The organism is Streptacidiphilus pinicola (assembly GCF_003258295.1).
Classification (GTDB): Bacteria; Actinomycetota; Actinomycetes; order Streptomycetales; family Streptomycetaceae; genus Streptacidiphilus; species Streptacidiphilus pinicola.
This window is the reverse complement of record NZ_QKYN01000224.1, coordinates 1-16,952: the sequence shown is the minus strand read 5'-3', so window position 1 is coordinate 16,952 and position 16,952 is coordinate 1. Positions and strand designations below refer to the sequence as shown.

15 protein-coding genes and 1 pseudogene are annotated in these 16,952 nt (G+C 73.2%); 6 read left to right on the top strand and 10 right to left on the bottom strand.

All coding sequences use genetic code 11. The features are described from left to right. The 5 genes from DN069_RS37875 to DN069_RS37855 all read right to left on the bottom strand — a co-directional run. A partial coding sequence (locus DN069_RS37875) for a protein kinase domain-containing protein (protein WP_133260184.1) occupies positions 1 to 673 on the bottom strand: 673 nt, incomplete at its 3' end. A gap of 158 nt (positions 674 to 831) precedes the next feature. Then, the gene (locus DN069_RS37870) at positions 832 to 2,388 is read right to left on the bottom strand and encodes a protein kinase domain-containing protein (protein WP_111507790.1); all 1,557 of its coding nucleotides are present in this window, start codon (positions 2,386 to 2,388) and stop codon (positions 832 to 834) included. Positions 2,389 to 2,552: 164 nt separating this feature from the next. Further along, positions 2,553 to 3,098, bottom strand: a complete 546-nt coding sequence (locus tag DN069_RS37865) for a bacterial proteasome activator family protein (protein ID WP_111507793.1) — start codon at positions 3,096 to 3,098, stop codon at positions 2,553 to 2,555. 72 nt (positions 3,099 to 3,170) lie between these two features. Next, positions 3,171 to 3,836 carry a hypothetical protein gene (locus DN069_RS37860; RefSeq protein ID WP_165845823.1) on the bottom strand — a complete coding sequence of 222 codons (666 nt, stop codon included), beginning with the start codon at positions 3,834 to 3,836 and terminating at the stop codon, positions 3,171 to 3,173. 115 nt (positions 3,837 to 3,951) lie between these two features. Continuing rightward, positions 3,952 to 4,923: an NAD(P)H-quinone oxidoreductase gene (locus tag DN069_RS37855; protein ID WP_111507788.1), complete on the bottom strand. Its 972-nt coding sequence runs from the start codon at positions 4,921 to 4,923 to the stop codon at positions 3,952 to 3,954. Positions 4,924 to 5,107: 184 nt separating this feature from the next. On the opposite strand from DN069_RS37855, the gene DN069_RS37850 reads away from it, so the two are divergent. The 3 genes from DN069_RS37850 (at position 5,108) to DN069_RS37840 (ending at position 8,544) form a co-directional block, all read left to right on the top strand. Then, a complete protein-coding gene (locus tag DN069_RS37850; protein ID WP_243640322.1) occupies positions 5,108 to 6,772 on the top strand; it encodes an LCP family protein in 1,665 nt (554 codons plus the stop codon). A 217-nt stretch (positions 6,773 to 6,989) separates the two neighbouring features. Then, positions 6,990 to 7,364 (top strand): ArsR/SmtB family transcription factor, encoded by a 375-nt coding sequence (locus DN069_RS37845; protein ID WP_243640324.1) that lies wholly within the window; start codon positions 6,990 to 6,992, stop codon positions 7,362 to 7,364. Beyond that, the gene (locus tag DN069_RS37840) at positions 7,348 to 8,544 is read left to right on the top strand and encodes a glycosyltransferase family 39 protein (protein ID WP_111507786.1); all 1,197 of its coding nucleotides are present in this window, start codon (positions 7,348 to 7,350) and stop codon (positions 8,542 to 8,544) included. The genes DN069_RS37845 and DN069_RS37840 overlap by 17 nt, the downstream gene beginning before the upstream one ends. A gap of 208 nt (positions 8,545 to 8,752) precedes the next feature. Here DN069_RS37840 and DN069_RS37835 read toward each other — a convergent pair whose 3' ends face one another. The 4 genes and pseudogenes from DN069_RS37835 to DN069_RS37820 form a co-directional block, all read right to left on the bottom strand. After that, positions 8,753 to 9,862, bottom strand: a complete 1,110-nt coding sequence (locus DN069_RS37835; RefSeq protein WP_424556364.1) for a potassium channel family protein — start codon at positions 9,860 to 9,862, stop codon at positions 8,753 to 8,755. Further along, a complete protein-coding gene (locus DN069_RS37830) occupies positions 9,853 to 11,361 on the bottom strand; it encodes a molybdopterin molybdotransferase MoeA (RefSeq protein WP_111507785.1) in 1,509 nt (502 codons plus the stop codon). Before DN069_RS37830 ends, DN069_RS37835 begins: the two co-directional genes overlap by 10 nt. After that, positions 11,358 to 12,283, bottom strand: a pseudogene (locus DN069_RS37825) (NTP transferase domain-containing protein). Before DN069_RS37825 ends, DN069_RS37830 begins: the two are co-directional and overlap by 4 nt. Positions 12,284 to 12,322: 39 nt before the next feature. Continuing rightward, the gene (locus DN069_RS37820; protein WP_111507784.1) at positions 12,323 to 13,474 is read right to left on the bottom strand and encodes an acyl-CoA dehydrogenase family protein; all 1,152 of its coding nucleotides are present in this window, start codon (positions 13,472 to 13,474) and stop codon (positions 12,323 to 12,325) included. A 134-nt stretch (positions 13,475 to 13,608) separates the two neighbouring features. Here DN069_RS37820 and DN069_RS37815 point away from each other — a divergent pair, with 134 nt between their 5' ends. From DN069_RS37815 to DN069_RS37805, 3 genes are read left to right on the top strand one after another with little or no spacing between them, the layout of a single operon-like run. Continuing rightward, a complete protein-coding gene (locus DN069_RS37815; protein ID WP_111507783.1) occupies positions 13,609 to 14,349 on the top strand; it encodes a DUF5819 family protein in 741 nt (246 codons plus the stop codon). Then, positions 14,349 to 15,575: an HTTM domain-containing protein gene (locus DN069_RS37810; protein WP_111507782.1), complete on the top strand. Its 1,227-nt coding sequence runs from the start codon at positions 14,349 to 14,351 to the stop codon at positions 15,573 to 15,575. Before DN069_RS37815 ends, DN069_RS37810 begins: the two co-directional genes overlap by 1 nt. 58 nt (positions 15,576 to 15,633) lie before the next feature. Then, on the top strand, positions 15,634 to 16,434 hold the full coding sequence (locus DN069_RS37805) for a BRO-N domain-containing protein (protein WP_165845822.1): 801 nt from the start codon (positions 15,634 to 15,636) through the stop codon (positions 16,432 to 16,434). On the opposite strand, the gene DN069_RS37800 is transcribed toward DN069_RS37805, so the two are convergent. Continuing rightward, positions 16,428 to 16,952 (bottom strand): TrmH family RNA methyltransferase (locus tag DN069_RS37800; RefSeq protein WP_133260182.1); only part of this gene is annotated, 525 nt, incomplete at its 5' end. The two genes, DN069_RS37805 and DN069_RS37800, sit on opposite strands and share 7 nt — an antisense overlap.

The window sequence follows — 16,952 nt, the reverse complement described above, 5'->3', positions numbered from 1 at the left end:
GGGAGAGGTACTGGGGGGTGCCCATGACCATGCCGGTCTGGGTCATGGTCGAGGTGACCCCGGTCAGCGCCCGCGCGATGCCGAAGTCCATCACCTTGACCGCGCCGCTGTTCGTGATGATCACGTTCGCGGGCTTGATGTCGCGGTGCACGATGCCGTGCTTGTGGCTGTAACCCAGCGCCTCCAGCACTCCGGCGGTGATGATCAGCGCCTGGTCGACCGGCGGCGGCTCCTGGCTCTGCAGCAGCTCCCGGACGGTGTGGCCCTCGACCAGCTCCATCACGATGTACGGAACGGTCTCGCCGGCGCGCGCCTCCTCGCCGGTGTCGTAGACCGCGACGACGGCGTGGTGGTTCAGCGAGGCGACCGAGTGTGCCTCGCGGGTGAACCGGGTGCGGGCGATGGAGTCCTCGGCGAGCTCGGGGCGCAGCACCTTGATCGCGACGGTGCGGCCGAGCCGCTGGTCCTGCGCGGCGAAGACCTCCGCCATACCGCCCCGACCGAGCCGGCTGACCAGCCGGTACCGGCCCTCACCGACGACGCTCAGCCCGCTGGTGGTGACGAAGGAGTCCGCGGCCGGACCTGCGACGGCCTCCGCGGCAGCGTCAGCCTCGAGTCGGGGGTCCCGGCCGTCCCGACCGTCCTCGTCCCGCGGGTGCTGCGTGTCTGCCATCGTTCTCCGCAATCGTTCCGCGCGTTCCGCGCGCCTTTACGTGCCGCGCCGCCGCGCCCGGCGCGCGAGCGCGCGCCCATCACCACCGTCCGCAATCCTTCGCGGAGGCTTCACCTCCTCCGCACGCTACCGGTTTCCGGCGACGGATGCGGAGCCTCTTACCCGCCGTTGCCCGTACGGCTGACGACGATTCCCGCCGAAGCGCCCATACCGCTCGACGAGGAGCTGGTCGAGTTGTTGATCATTACCGCCAGCACGATGATCAGCCCGACCAGCAGCACGCCGAGAACCAACGCGATCACCGCCAGACGCCCGCAGCCCTTCGCGGCCGTGGTCGGCGCCGCGCCGGGCTTGGTGGGGACGAACTGCGGCGGCGGGGTGGGCGCCGCGGGCCGCGCCGCGAACGGCGGCGGTGTGGGCGCACCCATCGGACGCGGCGTGGGCGGCGGGGTCGGCCGCGCCATCGGCGGCGGGGTGTTCGGCCGCTGCGCGTACGGCGGCGGCGTGTTGGGACGCTGGGCGTACGGCGGCGGCGTGGGCGCACCCATCGGACGCTGCGCGTACGGCGGGGGCGTCTGGCCCATCGACGGCTGGCCCATCGACGGCGGGCCCGGCATCGGCTGGCCCGGCATCGGCCGGCCCATCTGCTGCGGGTACGGAGCTGGCGTCTGCCCCATCTGCTGCGGATACGGCGGCGGCGTCTGCCCCATCTGCTGCTGCGGGTAGGCCGTGTTGAGGGGCCCCTGGGCCTGCGGGAAGACCGCGTTCTGGCCGGAGCCGCCGACGTTGCTGATCGGCTGGCCGCCGCCGGAGACCTGCGGCTGGTTGGCCACGCCCGTCGCGGCCTGGGCGACGCGCCTGCACTCCTCGCGCATCTCGTCGGCGTTCTGGAACCGGTGTGCCGGGTCCTTGCGCAGCGCCCGCGCCACCAGCGCGTCCACGGCCGGCGGCACCGCGGCGTTGATGCTGGACGGGGCCGGCGGCGTCTCCTGGACGTGCTGGTAGGCCATGCCGAGCGGCGACTCGGACTCGAACGGGAGGCGCCCGGTCAGCAGCTCGAAGAGCATGCAGCCCACGGAGTACAGGTCGGAGCGGGCGTCGACGGCCTTGCCGAGCGCCTGCTCCGGGGAGAGGTACTGGGGGGTGCCGACGACCATGCCGGTCTGCGTCATCGAGGTGACGCCGGACTGCATCGCGCGGGCGATGCCGAAGTCCATCACCTTGACCACGGCGCGCTTGGTCAGCATGACGTTGGCGGGCTTGATGTCGCGGTGGACCAGGCCCTGTTCGTGCGAGGCGGCGAGCGCGGCGAGCACGTCGCCGGTGATCTCCAGCGCCTTGTCGGTGGGCATCGCGCCGTGCTCGGCGATGTCCTTGCGGAGCACGGAGCTGAGCGAGGAGCCCTCGACGTACTCCATGACGATGAACGGCACCGGAGTGCCGTCCTGGTCGTCCTCACCGCTGTCGTAGACCGCGACGATGTTGGTGTGGTTGAGCCGCGCGACGGCCTGGGCCTCGCGGCGGAAGCGCTCGCGGAAGGACGGTTCGCGACTCATGTCGCCGAGCATCGTCTTGACGGCCACGGGCCGGTCGAGCACCGTGTCATCGCCGAGATGCACGGTCGCCATGCCACCTTGACCGAGCAACTCCCGCAGCACGTAACGGCCGTGGCCGACCGTCCGCCCCGTGTCGGCCGCGCCGGTGTGCTCGCTCATGCGCTCTCGCTCCCCCAACCGGGCGCCCTGCCTGGTACGCCGTCAGGGGCCAACGTTAGCGCGATGAGCAGGGCTCGAAACAGCCGGGTTCTCGCCCTGCTCATGCCTTCCCCATGCCCTCCACTTGCTTCGCGGACGTCCGGCTCGGGGACCGCGGAGGGGAGCTACAGGTAAGGGCCGGAACGGATGCCGCTGTGGCCCTCGTCGCCCTCCTCGTGACCGGGGGCGCCGGGCGGCAGCGCCCGCCGCATCTGCTCCAGTTGGGCACGCGCGGCCATCTGCTGGGCGAACAGCGCGGTCTGGATGCCGTGGAAGAGACCCTCCAGCCAACCGACCAACTGGGCCTGGGCGATCCGCAGCTCCGCCTCGGAGGGCACGGCCTCCTCGGTGAAGGGGAGCGAGAGCCGCTCCAACTCCTCGACCAGCTCGGGCGCGAGGCCCTGCTCCAGCTCCTTCACGGAGCTGGCGTGGATCTCCTTGAGCCGGACGCGGCTGGCCTCGTCGAGGGGCGCGACACGGACCTCCTCCAGCAGCTGCTTGATCATGCTGCCGATCCGCATGACCTTGGCGGGCTGCTCCACCATCTCCGTTATCGGCATCTCACGGGCGTCGCCGCCCTCCGCCGGCCTGCCACCACCGACGGGCAGGCCGTCGGGACCGACGATCAGGACGTGCGGGCTGTCTTCGGGCCGCTGGCTGGGGCTGTTCATGAACGTCATTCTGTCGTACGGGGGTGTCAAGAGGGCGTCATATTCGCCAGAACAAGTGTGCGCCCCCGGCGTTCAGAGCCGCCGGATCCGCCAGCCGAACAGGGCCGCACCCGTGCCGATCAGGGCCAGGCCCACGCCGAGGAGCCGGGCGCGGTGGCCGAGGCCGCCGACGGGGCTGCGGGCCGAGGCGATCTGCTCGTTCGTGGTGTCGGGATGCAGCACCGCCTGCGGGCCGAGCGGCGGCGGCACGGTGGAGGACGGCCGCGGCGGGTCCATGGCGCCGGGGACGACCGCGTCCGCGGCGTTCAGCGCGGGGTCGCCCCGGGGAGTCCGCGCCGCCGAGGCGGAGCCGCGCGGACCGGCCGCGCCGCGGCTGGGCCGCGCGGCAGGCGTACGGCCCGAGCCGGACGGCTTGGGCGAGGGGAAGAGCGAGCTGATCACCGGCACCGGCAGTTCGCTCGAGGGCGGCTCCGGGCTCGGCTGCGCCGAGGGCGTTCCGGAGGGGCTGCCCGAGGGAGCGCTGGGCGGGGCGCCGCTGCCGGGTCGCCCGGACGGGGGCCGGTGCGCCCCCGCGCCGGGCGCGGGGGCGTAGGAGAAGTGCAGCATCCGCCCGTCGGGCAGGCGCACGGTGAAGCCGCTCGACGTCCCGCCGGGCCTCGACTTGGCCGGCGCCGGGCCCGCCGACTCGCCCAGCCCCGCCGCCACGGCCTGCTGAGCGCCCACCGCCCCCACAGCCACGAGCAACCCCGCCACGAGTGCCGTCCCGGCGACCCTCGCAGCGCCTGTCCGCAGGGCTGACAAAGCGCTCATATGTGGCAATTAGGGCATCGCCTGCCGGCCTCGGCAAGCAGGGCTAGGCCACCTGGAGCAGGATCTTGCCGATATGGGTGCTGGACTCCATCAGACGGTGCGCCTCGGCCGCGTCGGCCAGCGGGAGAACCCGGTCGACGACCGGCCTGACCACGCCCGACTCGATCAGCGGCCAGACGTGCTCGCGGACCGAGGAGACCACCGCCGCCTTCTCCTCCGTCGGACGCGCCCGCAGCGAGGTCGCGGCGACCGCGGCGCGCTTGGACATCAGCTTGGCGATGTTGAGGTCGGCCTTCACTCCGCCCTGCATGCCGATGATGACGAGACGTCCGTTCAGGGCCAGGGCGTCGAGGTTGCGGTCGAGGTACTTGGCCCCGATGACGTCCAGGATCACGTCCGCGCCACCCGAGGCGGCCAACTCCGCGACGAAGTCCTGCTCGCGGTAGTTGATCAACACGTCCGCGCCCAGCTCCGCGCAGGCGGCCAGCTTCTCGGCCGAGCCCGCCGTCACGGCGACCCGCGCCCCGATGGCCTTGCCGAGCTGGATCGCCATCGTGCCGATGCCGCTCGAGCCACCGTGGACCAGCAGCGTCTCACCCGGGCGCAGGTGGCAGACCTGGAAGACGTTGGACCAGACGGTGCAGACGACCTCCGGCAGGCCGGCCGCCGTCACCGGGTCCACGCCCTTGGGCAGCGGCAGCAGTTGGCCGGCCGGGACCGCCACCTTCTCGGCGTAGCCGCCGCCGGCCAGCAGTGCGCAGACCTCGTCGCCGACGTTCCAGCCCACCACGCCCTCGCCGAGGGCGACGACGCGGCCGGAGCACTCCAGGCCCGGGTAACGGGACGCGCCCGGCGGCGGGTCGTAGAAGCCCTGCCGCTGCAGGACGTCGGCACGGTTCACCGCCGAGGCCGCCACCTCGACCAGGACCTCGCCCGGACCGGGAACCGGATCCGGGACCTCACGCAGCACCAACGCCTCGGGCCCGCCCGGTGTTTCGATCGTGATCGCTCGCATGCCGCCGACGCTACCCTCCCGGACCCGCCCGGGCCGTCAGACAGTCGGGGTGTCCGCGCGGCCGAACATGACGGTGGGTATACGTCTCATCTCGGTGAGCCAGCTGAGCCGGTCACAGAGAACAGGCGTACGCTTGCGGAATTGCGCAACCTTTGAATTCTGCACCGACGGGGGACACCGACACATGCGGGACGAGCAGGCCGAGACGGAGGGCTCGCAGGAGCCGCACGAACGCAAGCCGCGCTCACGCGCCCGCCGCGTTCTGAAGATCCTCGCCCTGACAATGTCCGTCCTGGTGCTGATCGTCGCGGGCCTGGGCACCTGGCTGTACAACCGCTTCAGCGGCAACCTGCACACCGTCCACCTCGGTGGCGACACCCGCCACTCGCTCGGCCAGGAGAAGGCCGACGCCTTCGGCCGCACCCCGATCGACATCCTGGTCATCGGCACCGACGCGCGGAACACGCAGCAGGACTGCAACCTGGGCGGCGACTGCAACATGGGCGGCGGCTACGGCAACGCCGACGTGGAGATGCTGGTCCACGTCTCCGCCGACCGGTCCAACGCGACGGTGATGAGCATCCCCCGCGACACCATCGTCGACGTCCCCGCCTGCACCGACCCGGCCAACAGCGCCAACCGCACGGGCGGCTACCGCGGCATGATCAACAGCGCCCTCAACTACGGCGCGCAGTGCCAGATGGAGACCATCCACCAGCTGACCGGCATCCCGATCAGCCACTTCATGATGATGACGTTCTCCGGTGTGGTCAGCATGTCCGACGCCGTGGGCGGCGTGAACGTGTGCGTCGACGACAACGTCTACGACACCTACTCGCACCTCAAGCTCGCCAAGGGCACGCACAACCTCAAGGGCGTCGCCGCGCTGGAGTTCGTCCGCTCCCGGCACGCCTTCGGCGACGGCGGCGACCTCGGCCGGCTCGCGGCCCAGCACATGTACCTGAGCGCGATGATGCGCTCCATGCGCGGCGCCGGGACGCTGACCGACCCGGCCAGGCTCTTCGATCTCGCCGACTCCGCGACCAAGGCGCTGACGGTCGACAGCGGCCTTGGCAGCGTGACCTCACTGCTCGGCCTGGCCAACGACGTCGCCAAGGTGCCGACCGACCGGATCACCTTCACCACCATGCAGACCGAGACCGATCCGGCCAACGCGGACCGGCTGATCGTCGGCCCGGACGCGTCCGCGCTGTTCGCGGCGATCGCCAACGACCAGTCGCTGACCTCCCCCGGCGGCGGCACGGTCTCCCCCTCGGCGTCCCCCGGCGCGGTCGCCGCGGGCTCCGCGTCGCCGTCCGCGTCCGCGTCCCCTTCCGCCACCGCTACCGGTTCGGGCTCGGACGCGGTCGCGGCCGGTCGGATCGACGTGCGGGTCGAGAACGCCAGCGGCACACAGGGCCGGGCCACCGAGCTCGCCGACGCGCTGACCGCGAAGGGCTTCGGCACCGGCACCACCGCGGTCACCTCCCCGACGACCACGCAGACCACCCAGCTGCGCTACGCGCCCGGCGACCAGACCGCCGCCCACGCCGTCGCCACCGCCCTGGGACTGCCGGACAGCACGCTGAGCGAGTCCTCCTCCGTCTCCGGCGTGACTCTGGTGATCGGCGCGGACTGGCCCTCCGGCACGTTCTTCCCGGGCGCGTCCGGCAAGCCGAGCCCGGCCGACACCCAGCAGGCCCTCAACGGTGCGGGCGCCCGCACCGCCAACGACACCACCGGCTGCGCCCCGGTCAGCACATACCAGACCGTGGAACTCAACGGCGTCCCCATGACCCCGAGCCAGGCCTACGCCGCCGCCCCCACCACCCCGGACTCCGCCCCATGAGCCGCGAGCCCGCCGGCCGCGGGCCGATCCCTCCCCGCACGTGCCGCTGCCACCTGGCCGGGGAGGCGCGGCTGCGGCAGGGCCTAGTCTTGGTGGCGCGCGGGCAGGGTTCCGGGGAGGGCAAGGGCGAAGGAGAGCGCGGATGACGACTGGCGCAGAGGTCCAGGCGGCCATCGGTGCCGTGATCGGCGCTGCCGCCGCGACCGCGCCGGACGGCATGCCCGGTCCCGAGGTCATGGACGCGGCCGCCGCCGCGTTCGGCATGCTCGCCTCGCCCACCCGGCTGCAGATCGTGTGGATCCTCGCCGCAGGCGAGTGCGACGTCACCGGCCTCGCCGAACAGGTCGGCGGCACGCTGCCGGCCGTCAGCCAGCATCTGGCCAAACTGCGGCTGGCCGGGCTGGTCCGCTCCCGGCGCGAGGGCCGCCGGCAGGTCTACCTCGTCGACGACCCGTACCTCGCCGCGGTCGTGCGGATCATGGTCAGTCAGCTCTCCGCGCAGGACCTCCCGGAGGATTCCGGCGCGGCCGACCTCAGCGCGGTCGGTGGTTCGCGTCTCGGCAGAGGGCTCGCGCGTGGCCGGATCGTCTGACACGCGGACCTCCGTCCCCGCGCCGCAGGCATCCGGAACTCCGCTCACCGATCCTCGTCCGCTGCGCCTGCGCGGGGCGAGCCTGCTGAGGCGCGCGCTGCCCGCGCTCGGGCTGTTCGCCGCGGTGCGGGCCCTCGGCCTGGCCGTGCTGGCGGTCTGGGCCGGCGCGGAGGGACGCAGCCCGCACCAACTGCTGTCGGGCCGCTGGGACTCGCTCTGGTACACCGACATCGCGGCCCACGGCTACCACTGGGCCGGCTACCAGGCCACCACCCACACCCGCGGCGCCGGCGCCCACTCCCACCTGGCCTTCTTCCCGCTGCTCCCCTGGCTGGAGCGCGGCCTGAACACCCTCACCGGCCTCTCCTACGCCGACGCGGGCCTGCTCGTCAGCGCCCTCGCCTCGCTGTTCGCCACGCTCGGCGTCTTCGCCGTGGGCGAGCGGATCGCGGGACGCCGCGCGGCGACGCTGCTGGTACTGCTCTGGGCCGCACTGCCCATCGGCGTGCTGGAGTCGATGGCCTACACCGAGTCGCTCTTCACCGCGCTCGCGGCCTGGTGCCTCTTCGCGGTGCTGCGGCGCGGCTGGCTCACGGCCGGGCTGCTCGCCGCGCTCGCGGGCCTGACCCGCCCGAGCGCGGCGGCGGTGATCGCCGCCGTCTGGGTCGGCGTCGCGGTGACCCTGTGGCGCCGCGAGGACCGCCGCGTCCGCGCGGTCCTCGGCGCACTCCTGGCACCGGTCGGCCTGCTCGCCTACGCCGGCTGGGTCGGCGGCCTGTCCGCGTACCTTGACGTGCAGAGCCGTTGGGGCAACGGCTTCGACTTCGGCGCGGCGTACGCGCGGTTCGTCGGGCACGAGCTGACCACCAACCCGGGCGCGGGCGTCGGACTGCTCGCCTTCGTCGCCGTGGTGGTCTGGGCGCTGGTCGCCTTCGTCCGGCAGCGCCAGCCGCTGCCCGTCCTCGCCTACGCGGCGGTGGTCGTCGCACTGTCCCTGGGCGCGCAGGCCTACTTCAACTCCAAGCCCCGCCTGCTGCTGCCCGGTTTCCCCCTGCTGCTGCCGCTCGCCGCGTGGCTGGCAACGGTCCGCGTCCGACGGGTCGCCGTCGCGATGGCCCTGGTGGTGGTCGCCTCAGCAGCCTACGGCGCGATCTGGCTGCTGGGCCCTGGCCCGCCGTAGGCCTGGGGGCGCGCAGCTAGGGCCTGTCCGGCGGATCTTCCCGGGCCCGGTCCGCCTGGCACGGCCTCCCCCAGCCTCCGGCCGGGGGTACCCCCAGGCTGCGTTGTCGCATCGCCCAAGTACGGCCCAGTACGAGGGCGATCCTCCGCCTTGCAGCTGACCGCGCCAGACGGCCCGGGCTGATCCGAGAAGATCGACCGGACAGGCCCTAGCTGCTGCGGTGGATCGCGATGATCCGGTCCTCCGGCTGCAGCACCGCCGCCTCCGGATCGCCGAAGGCGATACGGCGTCGGCCGCGGACCACCGCGACCACGAGGTCGCCGCACTCGCGCGGGGAGTGGCCCACCTCGGCGCGGGTGACCGGGCGGTCGACCACGTCGAGGCCGTGACCGGCCGTCAGCAGGTCGTCCAGGACCGCGCCGGTGTTGGGGCTCAGGGTGGAGACGCCGAGCAGCCGGCCCACCGAGCTGGCGCTGGTGACGACCACGGTCGCACCGCTCTGCCGCAGCAGCGGCGCGTTCTCGTCCTCCCGGACGGCCACGACCACCACCGCGCCCTTGTTGAGCTGCCGCACCGTCAGGGTGACCAGCACCGCCGTGTCGTCCCGCTGCGGCGCCACGACGACCTGCGCCGCGCGCTCGACCCCGGCCCGGCGCAGCACCTCGGTGCGGGTGCCGTCGCCGACGACGCCGGCCACGCCCTCGTCGTTGGCCGCCGCCTCGATCGCGCGCCGTTGCGGGTCGACGATCACGATGGACGTCTTCGGCGTCCCCTTCTGCAGCAGCGTCTCGACCGCGTTCCGGCCCTTGGTGCCGTAGCCGACGACGACGATGTGCTGGTCCAACTCCTGCCTCCAGCGGTTGATGCGCCACAGTCGGCGGCCGCGCGTGGTGAGGACCTCCAGCGTGGTGCCGACCAGGACGATCAGGAACAGCACGCGCAGCGGGGTGATCACCAGGATGTTCATCAGCCGGGCGCCGTCGCTGACCGGCGTGATGTCGCCGTAGCCGGTGGTGGAGAGGCTCACCGTGGCGTAGTAGAAGGCGCCGAGCAGGTCGAGGTGGTCGTGGGCGCCGTCGCGATAGCCGTCGCGGCCGACCCAGACCAGCAGCGCGGTGACCACCAGCACGACCAGCGCCACCACCAACCGCCGCCCGACCTGCCACAGCGGCCCGTTCGCGCGCTCCGGATCGGGCAGCACGATCTGCCGCAACTCGACCGCCGAGTCGTCCAGCGAGCCGTCCGCGCGCAAGCGCCCCGGATGCCGGTCGACCGAGTCGGAGTCCCCGGGACGGGGACGTGCCGGACTCAGCCGCACGGCACGTCCAGCACCGCGACCGGCCGCCCGGCCGCGACGCCGTCCGGCGGCACCACGGCCAGGCCTTCCGCGAGGGCAAGGCCGCGCAGCATGGCGGGACCGTCGTAGCGCAGCGGCACCGCGCCGCGCTCGGGCAGGGCGACGGGGACGAGCCGTGTGTGCCCGGGCTGGCCGGGGAAGTCTGCCCCGGCCGTGACCCGGTACGGCTCAGCCGCCGGGCAGCCGCCCAGACCCCGCAGCAGCGGCTCGCCGAGCGTCGCCGCACCGACGGCGGCGGCGAACGGGTTGCCGGGCAGGCCGAGCAGGTGACGCCGGGGACCGTCCCCGGTCCCGGGCAGCCGGGCCAGCAGCATCGGGTGGCCGGGCCGGACGCGGACGCCGTCGACCAGCAGCGTCGCGCCGATCTCGGCGAGCGCCGGGTGCAGGAAGTCCACCGGTCCGGAGGCCGTCGCGCCGGTGCTGACCACGACGTCGGCACGGGAGCCGCGCAGCGCGGCCACGAGTGCGGCGCGGTCGTCGCCGATCCGCCGCACGCCCGTCAGCTCCGCGCCGTAGGCGGCGAGCCAGCCGGGCAGCATCGGGCCGAGCGCGTCCCGGATCCGCCCGTCCCGGGGCGGGCCCTCGGTCAGCAGCTCGTCGCCGATCACCAGCAGCTCGACGGTGGGGCGGCGGTGCACGGTGAGCCGGTCGACCCCGGCGGCCGCGGTCAGGCCCAGCACCGCCGGGGTCACCAGCGTCCCTGCGGGCAGCAGCGCCTCGCCGCTGCGGCACTCCTGGCCGCGCGGACGGATGTCCCGGCCCAGCGGCGGCGACGCCGTGCCGGGACGGCAGGCCAGTCCGGCGCCGTCGGCACGCACCACCCCGTCCTCGCGGCGCAGCACGGCGGTGGTACCGCCGGGCACGGGCGCGCCGGTCGCGATCCGGACGGCCTCGCCGTCCTCCAGCCCGGCGGCGGCGGGACGCCCGGCCAGCCCCTCTCCCTCGTCCGGCGTCCGCAGCCGCCACGGTCCCGGCCCGGAGACGGCCCAGCCGTCCATGGCGGAGGTGTCGAAGGCGGGCAGGTGCGTGGCGGCGGCCAACGGTGCGGCGAGCACGGCGCCCAGCGCGTCGGCCGCGTCCCGCTCCACCGTGCCCAGCGGCCTCGCCCCGGCACGCGCCGCGACCGCGCGGGCCTCGGGCCACCCGAGTTCGCCGGTGTGCGTCGCGGGCGGAGGAGCGGCGGCGTCGGAGGTTTCAAGATCACCAAATGCGCCACGTGTGGCATTTCGTGATCTTGAAACCTCCGCCGGCCCGCCGACCAGGCCGAAGGCGTCGTCCAGCACCCGGTCGAACGACTGGTCCGGGCGCGGACCGCGGGTGACCGCGGGCTCCCGCTCCTCGTCGGCCGCCTCGTAGTCGAACGGCCGGTCCGGCTCCGGTGGGGACGGCGGGGTCGACGCCTGCGGCAGCAGATACGGATACGCGGCCAGCAGGTCCGTCTCGACCTCGCGGCCCGTCATTCCGGGTGCTCCTCGGCCCGGTCCGCCGCCCAGCGCAGCGCGAGCTGAGCAGCCTTCCGATTGGCCTCCGCGACCGCCTCCGGCCCACCGCCGGCCGCGGCCGCCGCGTACCCCACCAGGAACGCGGTCAGCGGCGCGGCGGGCCGCGCCACTCCGTGCGCGACCTCGCGGGTCATGTCGAGCAGCCCGTGGACATCGACCTCCAGGTCGATCCCGAGCTCGGTCTTGGCAGCGGCGATCCAGTCATCCAGCACGCCTCCATCGTCCCCGATGGGCGCGTCCCCGGCGCGCATCAGGGTGGTGTCACCTGCGTGTCCGCGTCGTTCCCGGTGCGTTTCCGCACGCGCTCACGGGCCCGTTCGACGTCGTCCCAGGTGTCGCAGTCGACCGCGGCACCCGCCGTGTCGGCCAGCCGGCGCGTCCGCAGCGCGCCCGTCACCGCCCGCAGCCGCGCGCCGTCGGGCTCCCCGACCGCCGCGAGCGCGGTACGCAGCGGCGCGGTGCGGTAGGCGGCGGTCAGCAGTTGGTCGCGGCCGTCCGCGTCCACGAGCACGGCGGCGTCGACGTCGGGATCGTCCAGCGCGTCCAGGAGGCGGTGCACGGTCGCGGCGTCGAGGAACGGCAGGTCCGCGGCCAGCAGCAGGATCCGCTCCGCGCGGACCCCGGCCAACCCCGCCGCCAGTCCGGCCACGGGCCCACCCCCGGCCGGCTCCTCCCGCACCCACCGCACCGCGCGCACGGTCGCGCGCTCGGGCCCGACCACGACGGTCACCCTCGCATCGCCGCACGCCCCGAGCACGCGGTCAAGCAGCGGGACCCCACCGACGACCAACCCCGGCTTGTCCTCCCCACCCAACCGCCTGGCGGCTCCACCGGCGAGGACAACGGCGTCGTATGCATAGCGCTCCATGGTGCGACCCATGCAACCACGTCCGGAGGGCAGCTCCCCTGTAAACCCTGCCTACGGCAGCGGGTGCTCCGCGAGCAGGTCGCCCAGCTCCTGCTCGAACGCCGCCGCGGGTCCGAGCGTCAGCTCGAGGTGCTTGGCCCAGGCGTGGTAGCGGTGCAGGGGGTAGTCGAGGTCGGCGCCGATACCGCCGTGGAGGTGCTGGGCCGTCTGCGCCACCGCGCGGACCCCCTCCGCGGACCAGATCTTCGCCGTCGCCAGGTCCGCGTCCAACGGCAGCCGGTCCACGAGGTCGACGCCGTGGCCGACGCGCCACGCGGCCTGCCAGAGGGTGACCTCCATCGACCGCAGGTCGATGTAGCGGTCGGCGGACTGCATCGCCACCGCCTGGAACGTGGCGATCGGGTGCCCGAACTGCTCGCGCTTGGCCGCGTACGTCGAGGTCAGCCGCAGCGCGGCCTCGCCGAGGCCGAGGCACAGGGCGGCCACGCCCACGATCAGCCAGGCCCGCACCGCGCGCCAGTTGGAGCCGTCCGGCGTGACCGGACCCAGCTGCCAGGAGGACTCCACCACCGCGCCGTCGAGGACCAGGCGCCCTGCCAGCTCGCCGTTGGTCGAGACCTGGCGCTCCAGAGTGACGCCTGCCCCGCGCGGGTCGACGAGCAACAGCACCGTGCCCTCGGGGGCGCGCGCCGGGACCAGGACGAGATCCATCACGGGCGCCCAGGCGACGCCGGTCTGCGCTCCGGTCAGCGACCAGCCGGTCGCCACCGGCTCCGCTGTCACCGCCTCGTCGGCGGGCTCGTGGCCGGTGCGTCCGTGGGCGGCGACGCCGAGCAGCAGGCGCCCGGCGGCGATCTCCGGCAGCAGCCGGCGCTTCAGCTCGTCCGGGCCGAAGGCCTGGACGGCGAAAGCCGCCGCGCCGGTCTCCAGCAGCGGGACACGGGCCAGCACCCGCGCCGACTCGCGCAGCACCAGGCACCAGGCGATCTCGTCCAGCCCGGCGCCGCCGTGGGCCTCGTCGAGCGCGATGCCCAGCAGGTCGGACTTGGCCAGCCGCTGCCACAGCTCGCGGTCGATGTCCGACGCGACCGGCTCGACGCCGAGGGCGGGACTGGGCACGCCGCCCTCCGGCGCGACGTCCGCGAAGACGGCGCGCGCGGCCTCGGCGGCGGCCTGCTGCGCGTCGGTGAAGGTGAAGTCCACGGGGCGCCCCTTCCGATCAGTTGCTGACGCGACGTCAGATTAGAACAAGTTCTAGATACACGGAAGGGTCGCGCACAGGCGGCTGACATCAGTACCGTGCTCAGGAATCAAACGGAGCGGCGAGGCGGGTAGAAGTGGCAGACGAGCCTGACGGCGCAACCGCGCAGGAGCCCATACCCGACGCCGCCGCGTACGAGGCCGCAGCCGAGACAGAGAGCGGGACCAGCGAGACCGGCGAGACGTCGCGCCGCTGGTCGCTCCCCTCCGTCGCGGTCCTCGGCGCGGCCGGGATCGCCCTCGCGCTCGCCGCCGTCTACCACCTGGGCGCCGTCTTCCTCTCCATCGCGCCCAGCAACCCGATCTCGCAGGGCAACGCCGGCACGATCGCCTCGCACGTGATGCCCGAGTTCGAGCAGAACTGGCAGTTGTTCGCACCCAACCCGCTGCAGCAGAACGTCGCGATCGAGGTGCGGGTGCAGACAGTCGACTCCGGCGGCAACCGGGTCGAGTCCCCGTGGGTCGACCTGACCGCCCAGGATGTCGCCGCGATCCGCGACAACCCGTTCCCGAGCCACATCAACCAGAACCTGCTGCGCCGGGCCTGGGACTACTACACGGCCTGGCACGACCAGAACGAGAAGTCGACGGGCTTCGGCGGACCGCTCTCGGTGGAGTACCTCAAGCGCATCGGCCTGCAGCGGATGGGCCGGGACTGGCAGGGGCAGCCCGTCATCCAGATCCAGTTCCGCTCCGCGACCACCGACGTCACCGGCCCCGCCTGGACCGGCGCGCCCGCGACCGCCACCCCGTCCTACCGTCAGCTGCCCTGGTGGCCCGCCACCCCGGACGACTACCGCGGACTGGGAGTCTCCTGATGCGCACCCTCCTCGACCGTGCCGCCGACGCGGCCTACACGGGCTGGACCACCGTCACCGGCAGCACACTGGCCCGCTACCAGGCCGCGGTCGTCCGCATCGGCGTCGCACTGACCTTCGGCGCGTTCCTGCTGCGCGAGTGGCCGCACCGCCGCGTGCTCTACGGCGACCTGGCGCCGTGGAGCGGGGACCTGGCCCGGCAGATGCTCGCCTCGAACCACGCCTTCACCGTGCTGGCCTGGTCGGACGCGAGCTGGTGGTTCGAGCTCGTCTACGTCGCCTCGATCGTGGTCAGCGTGCTGATGCTGCTGGGCTGGCGCACCCGGGCGACGTCGCTGGTCTTCATGGTCCTGGTGCTGTCGCTGCAGAACCGCGCGGTCCTGGTCGGCGACGGCGGCGACAACGTCGTCCACCTGATGGCGATCTACCTGGTCTTCACGCGCTGCGGTGAGGTCTGGTCCCTGGACGCGCGTGCCTCGCGGCGGGGGGCGCGCGGCAACGGGGATCCGGTCGGGGTCGCGATCTGGCTGCTGTTGGGGCTGGCGCTGGCGTTCAGCCAGCTCAGCGGCTTCGCCAAGCTCGGCATGCTGGACCTGGGGCTCTACACCTGGGGCACCTTCTTCTGGCTCTGCTGGCTGCTGGCCGGCCTGCACGGCGCGCTGGCCCGGCGGGCGCCCTCGAGCGAGGGCGCGGCGCTGCTGGACGCGCTGACGTCACTGCTGCACAACGCCGCGATGCTGGTGATCGCGGGCGAGGTCTGCTTCATCTACGCCACGGCCGGCTGGTACAAGATCCAGGGCTCGCTGTGGCAGGGCGGCACCGCCCTCTGGTACCCGCTCCACCTGCACTACTTCGAGCCCTGGCCGGCGCTGAACGGTGTGCTGGGCGGCAACAGCACGCTGGTCACGCTGATCACCTACGGCACGGTGATGGCCCAGGTGGGCTTCCCTTTCCTGGTCTTCAACCGGCGGATCAAGAACGTGATGCTGGCGATGATGATCACCGAGCACCTCGCGATCGCGGTCGTCCTCGGGCTGCCCTTCTTCTCCCTGGCGATGATCACCGCTGACGCGGTCTTCCTCCCCACCGGCTTCCTCATCCGGGCCGGTCAGGGGGTGGCTAAGGGGGTGGCGCGACTGGCCGCCACGCCAGTCGTGCGCCAGACGATCATGCGCGCCCCCCGCGCCACCGAGCGCGATCCTGAGGCCGTGTCAGTCATCCGATAACCCGCGTTGTGCAGGGCGCTCTGTCACCCACCCGAAAGGGCGCGTCATGCACACGCAAATGCTCCACGCGGAGTTCCCCGCCACGGGGCAACCCATCCGCGTCATCCTGCTCGAAAACGAGCCGTGGTTCGCCACGATGGATGTCTGCCGCATCCTCGGCCGCGGCAACCCGAGCATGGCCGTGAAGAACCTCCACAGCGACGAGACCCGCACTGTGGATATGCGGACCGTATGCCTCAGTCAGAGTGAGGCATACGACGAAACCGCAGGCCGGAATGCCTACGGCCGCGGCAACCAAACCCTCAACCTGGTGAACGAGAGCGGGCTCTACAAGCTCGTCCTCCGCTCCGACAAGCCCACCGCCCGCCCCTTCCAGGACTGGGTCACCCGCGAGCTCCTCCCCTCCATCCGCCGGGGCGACGCCGACCTCGGCGCCGCGCGCGAGCGCATGGCCGAGACCTTCGCCGAAGCGCTGAACCTTGAACCACCCGAGGTCGGCCCCCGCCGCCTGGACGTCGACGACCAGCCCTTCGAGGTCCGCAACGACGGCTCGGTCCACTGCCCGCACGGGCGAATGCGGCTCATCGCCCCCGTCACGGAGGACGAACTCGAGCCGCCCTTCGGGCCCTACCTCCTCTGCTCGGAGGTCGAGCGCGTCGGGATTCGCCGCCACAAGGGCCACCGCCCCTGCCAGCGACTGCTCGTCACGTCCGTGGTGCGGCACCTGCGGCATCAGTCGAAGCCGCCGTTGCCAGAGGCCGACGTCGTCGTGCAGCTCGGCTCCGCTCAACTGCGCGGCAAGCCCGCCCACATCGCGGAAGTTCTCCACAGGCTGGGGATGACGGCTCCCGGCTACTGACGGGACGAGCGGCCCTGCCAGTGGAAGAGCGCCATGCCCACGGACGTGGCGAGGTTGAAGCTGGAGACGTGAGGACGCATGGGGATGGCCACAGTAGAGGTGGCCATCCCCATCACATCATCCGTCACCCCGTGGCGCTCCGAGCCGAAAACCAGCAGAGCGTCATCCGGGAAGGTGACGTCGTGGATGGAGACTCCCTCCGGGTCCAGGGCGAAGATCGGGCCCGGGGGCAGCGTGGTCAGGGACGTGTGGGCGACCGAGGTGGCGAAGTGGAGGCCCGCCGCGCCGCGGACGGCGGTGGGGTGCCAGGGGTCGGCGTCCCCCGTCGTCAGGACGCCCGCCGCGCCGAAGCCCGCCGCCAGGCGGACCACCGCGCCGATGTTGCCGAGGTTGCGCGGGTTCTCCAGGACCACGAAGGGTGTGGTCCGCGTGGCGTTGTCCACAGGCTGTGGACGAAGGGCGAGGGCGGCGACGCCCGTCGGGTGGGGGCGGGGGACGAGGCGGCGCAGGACCTCCGG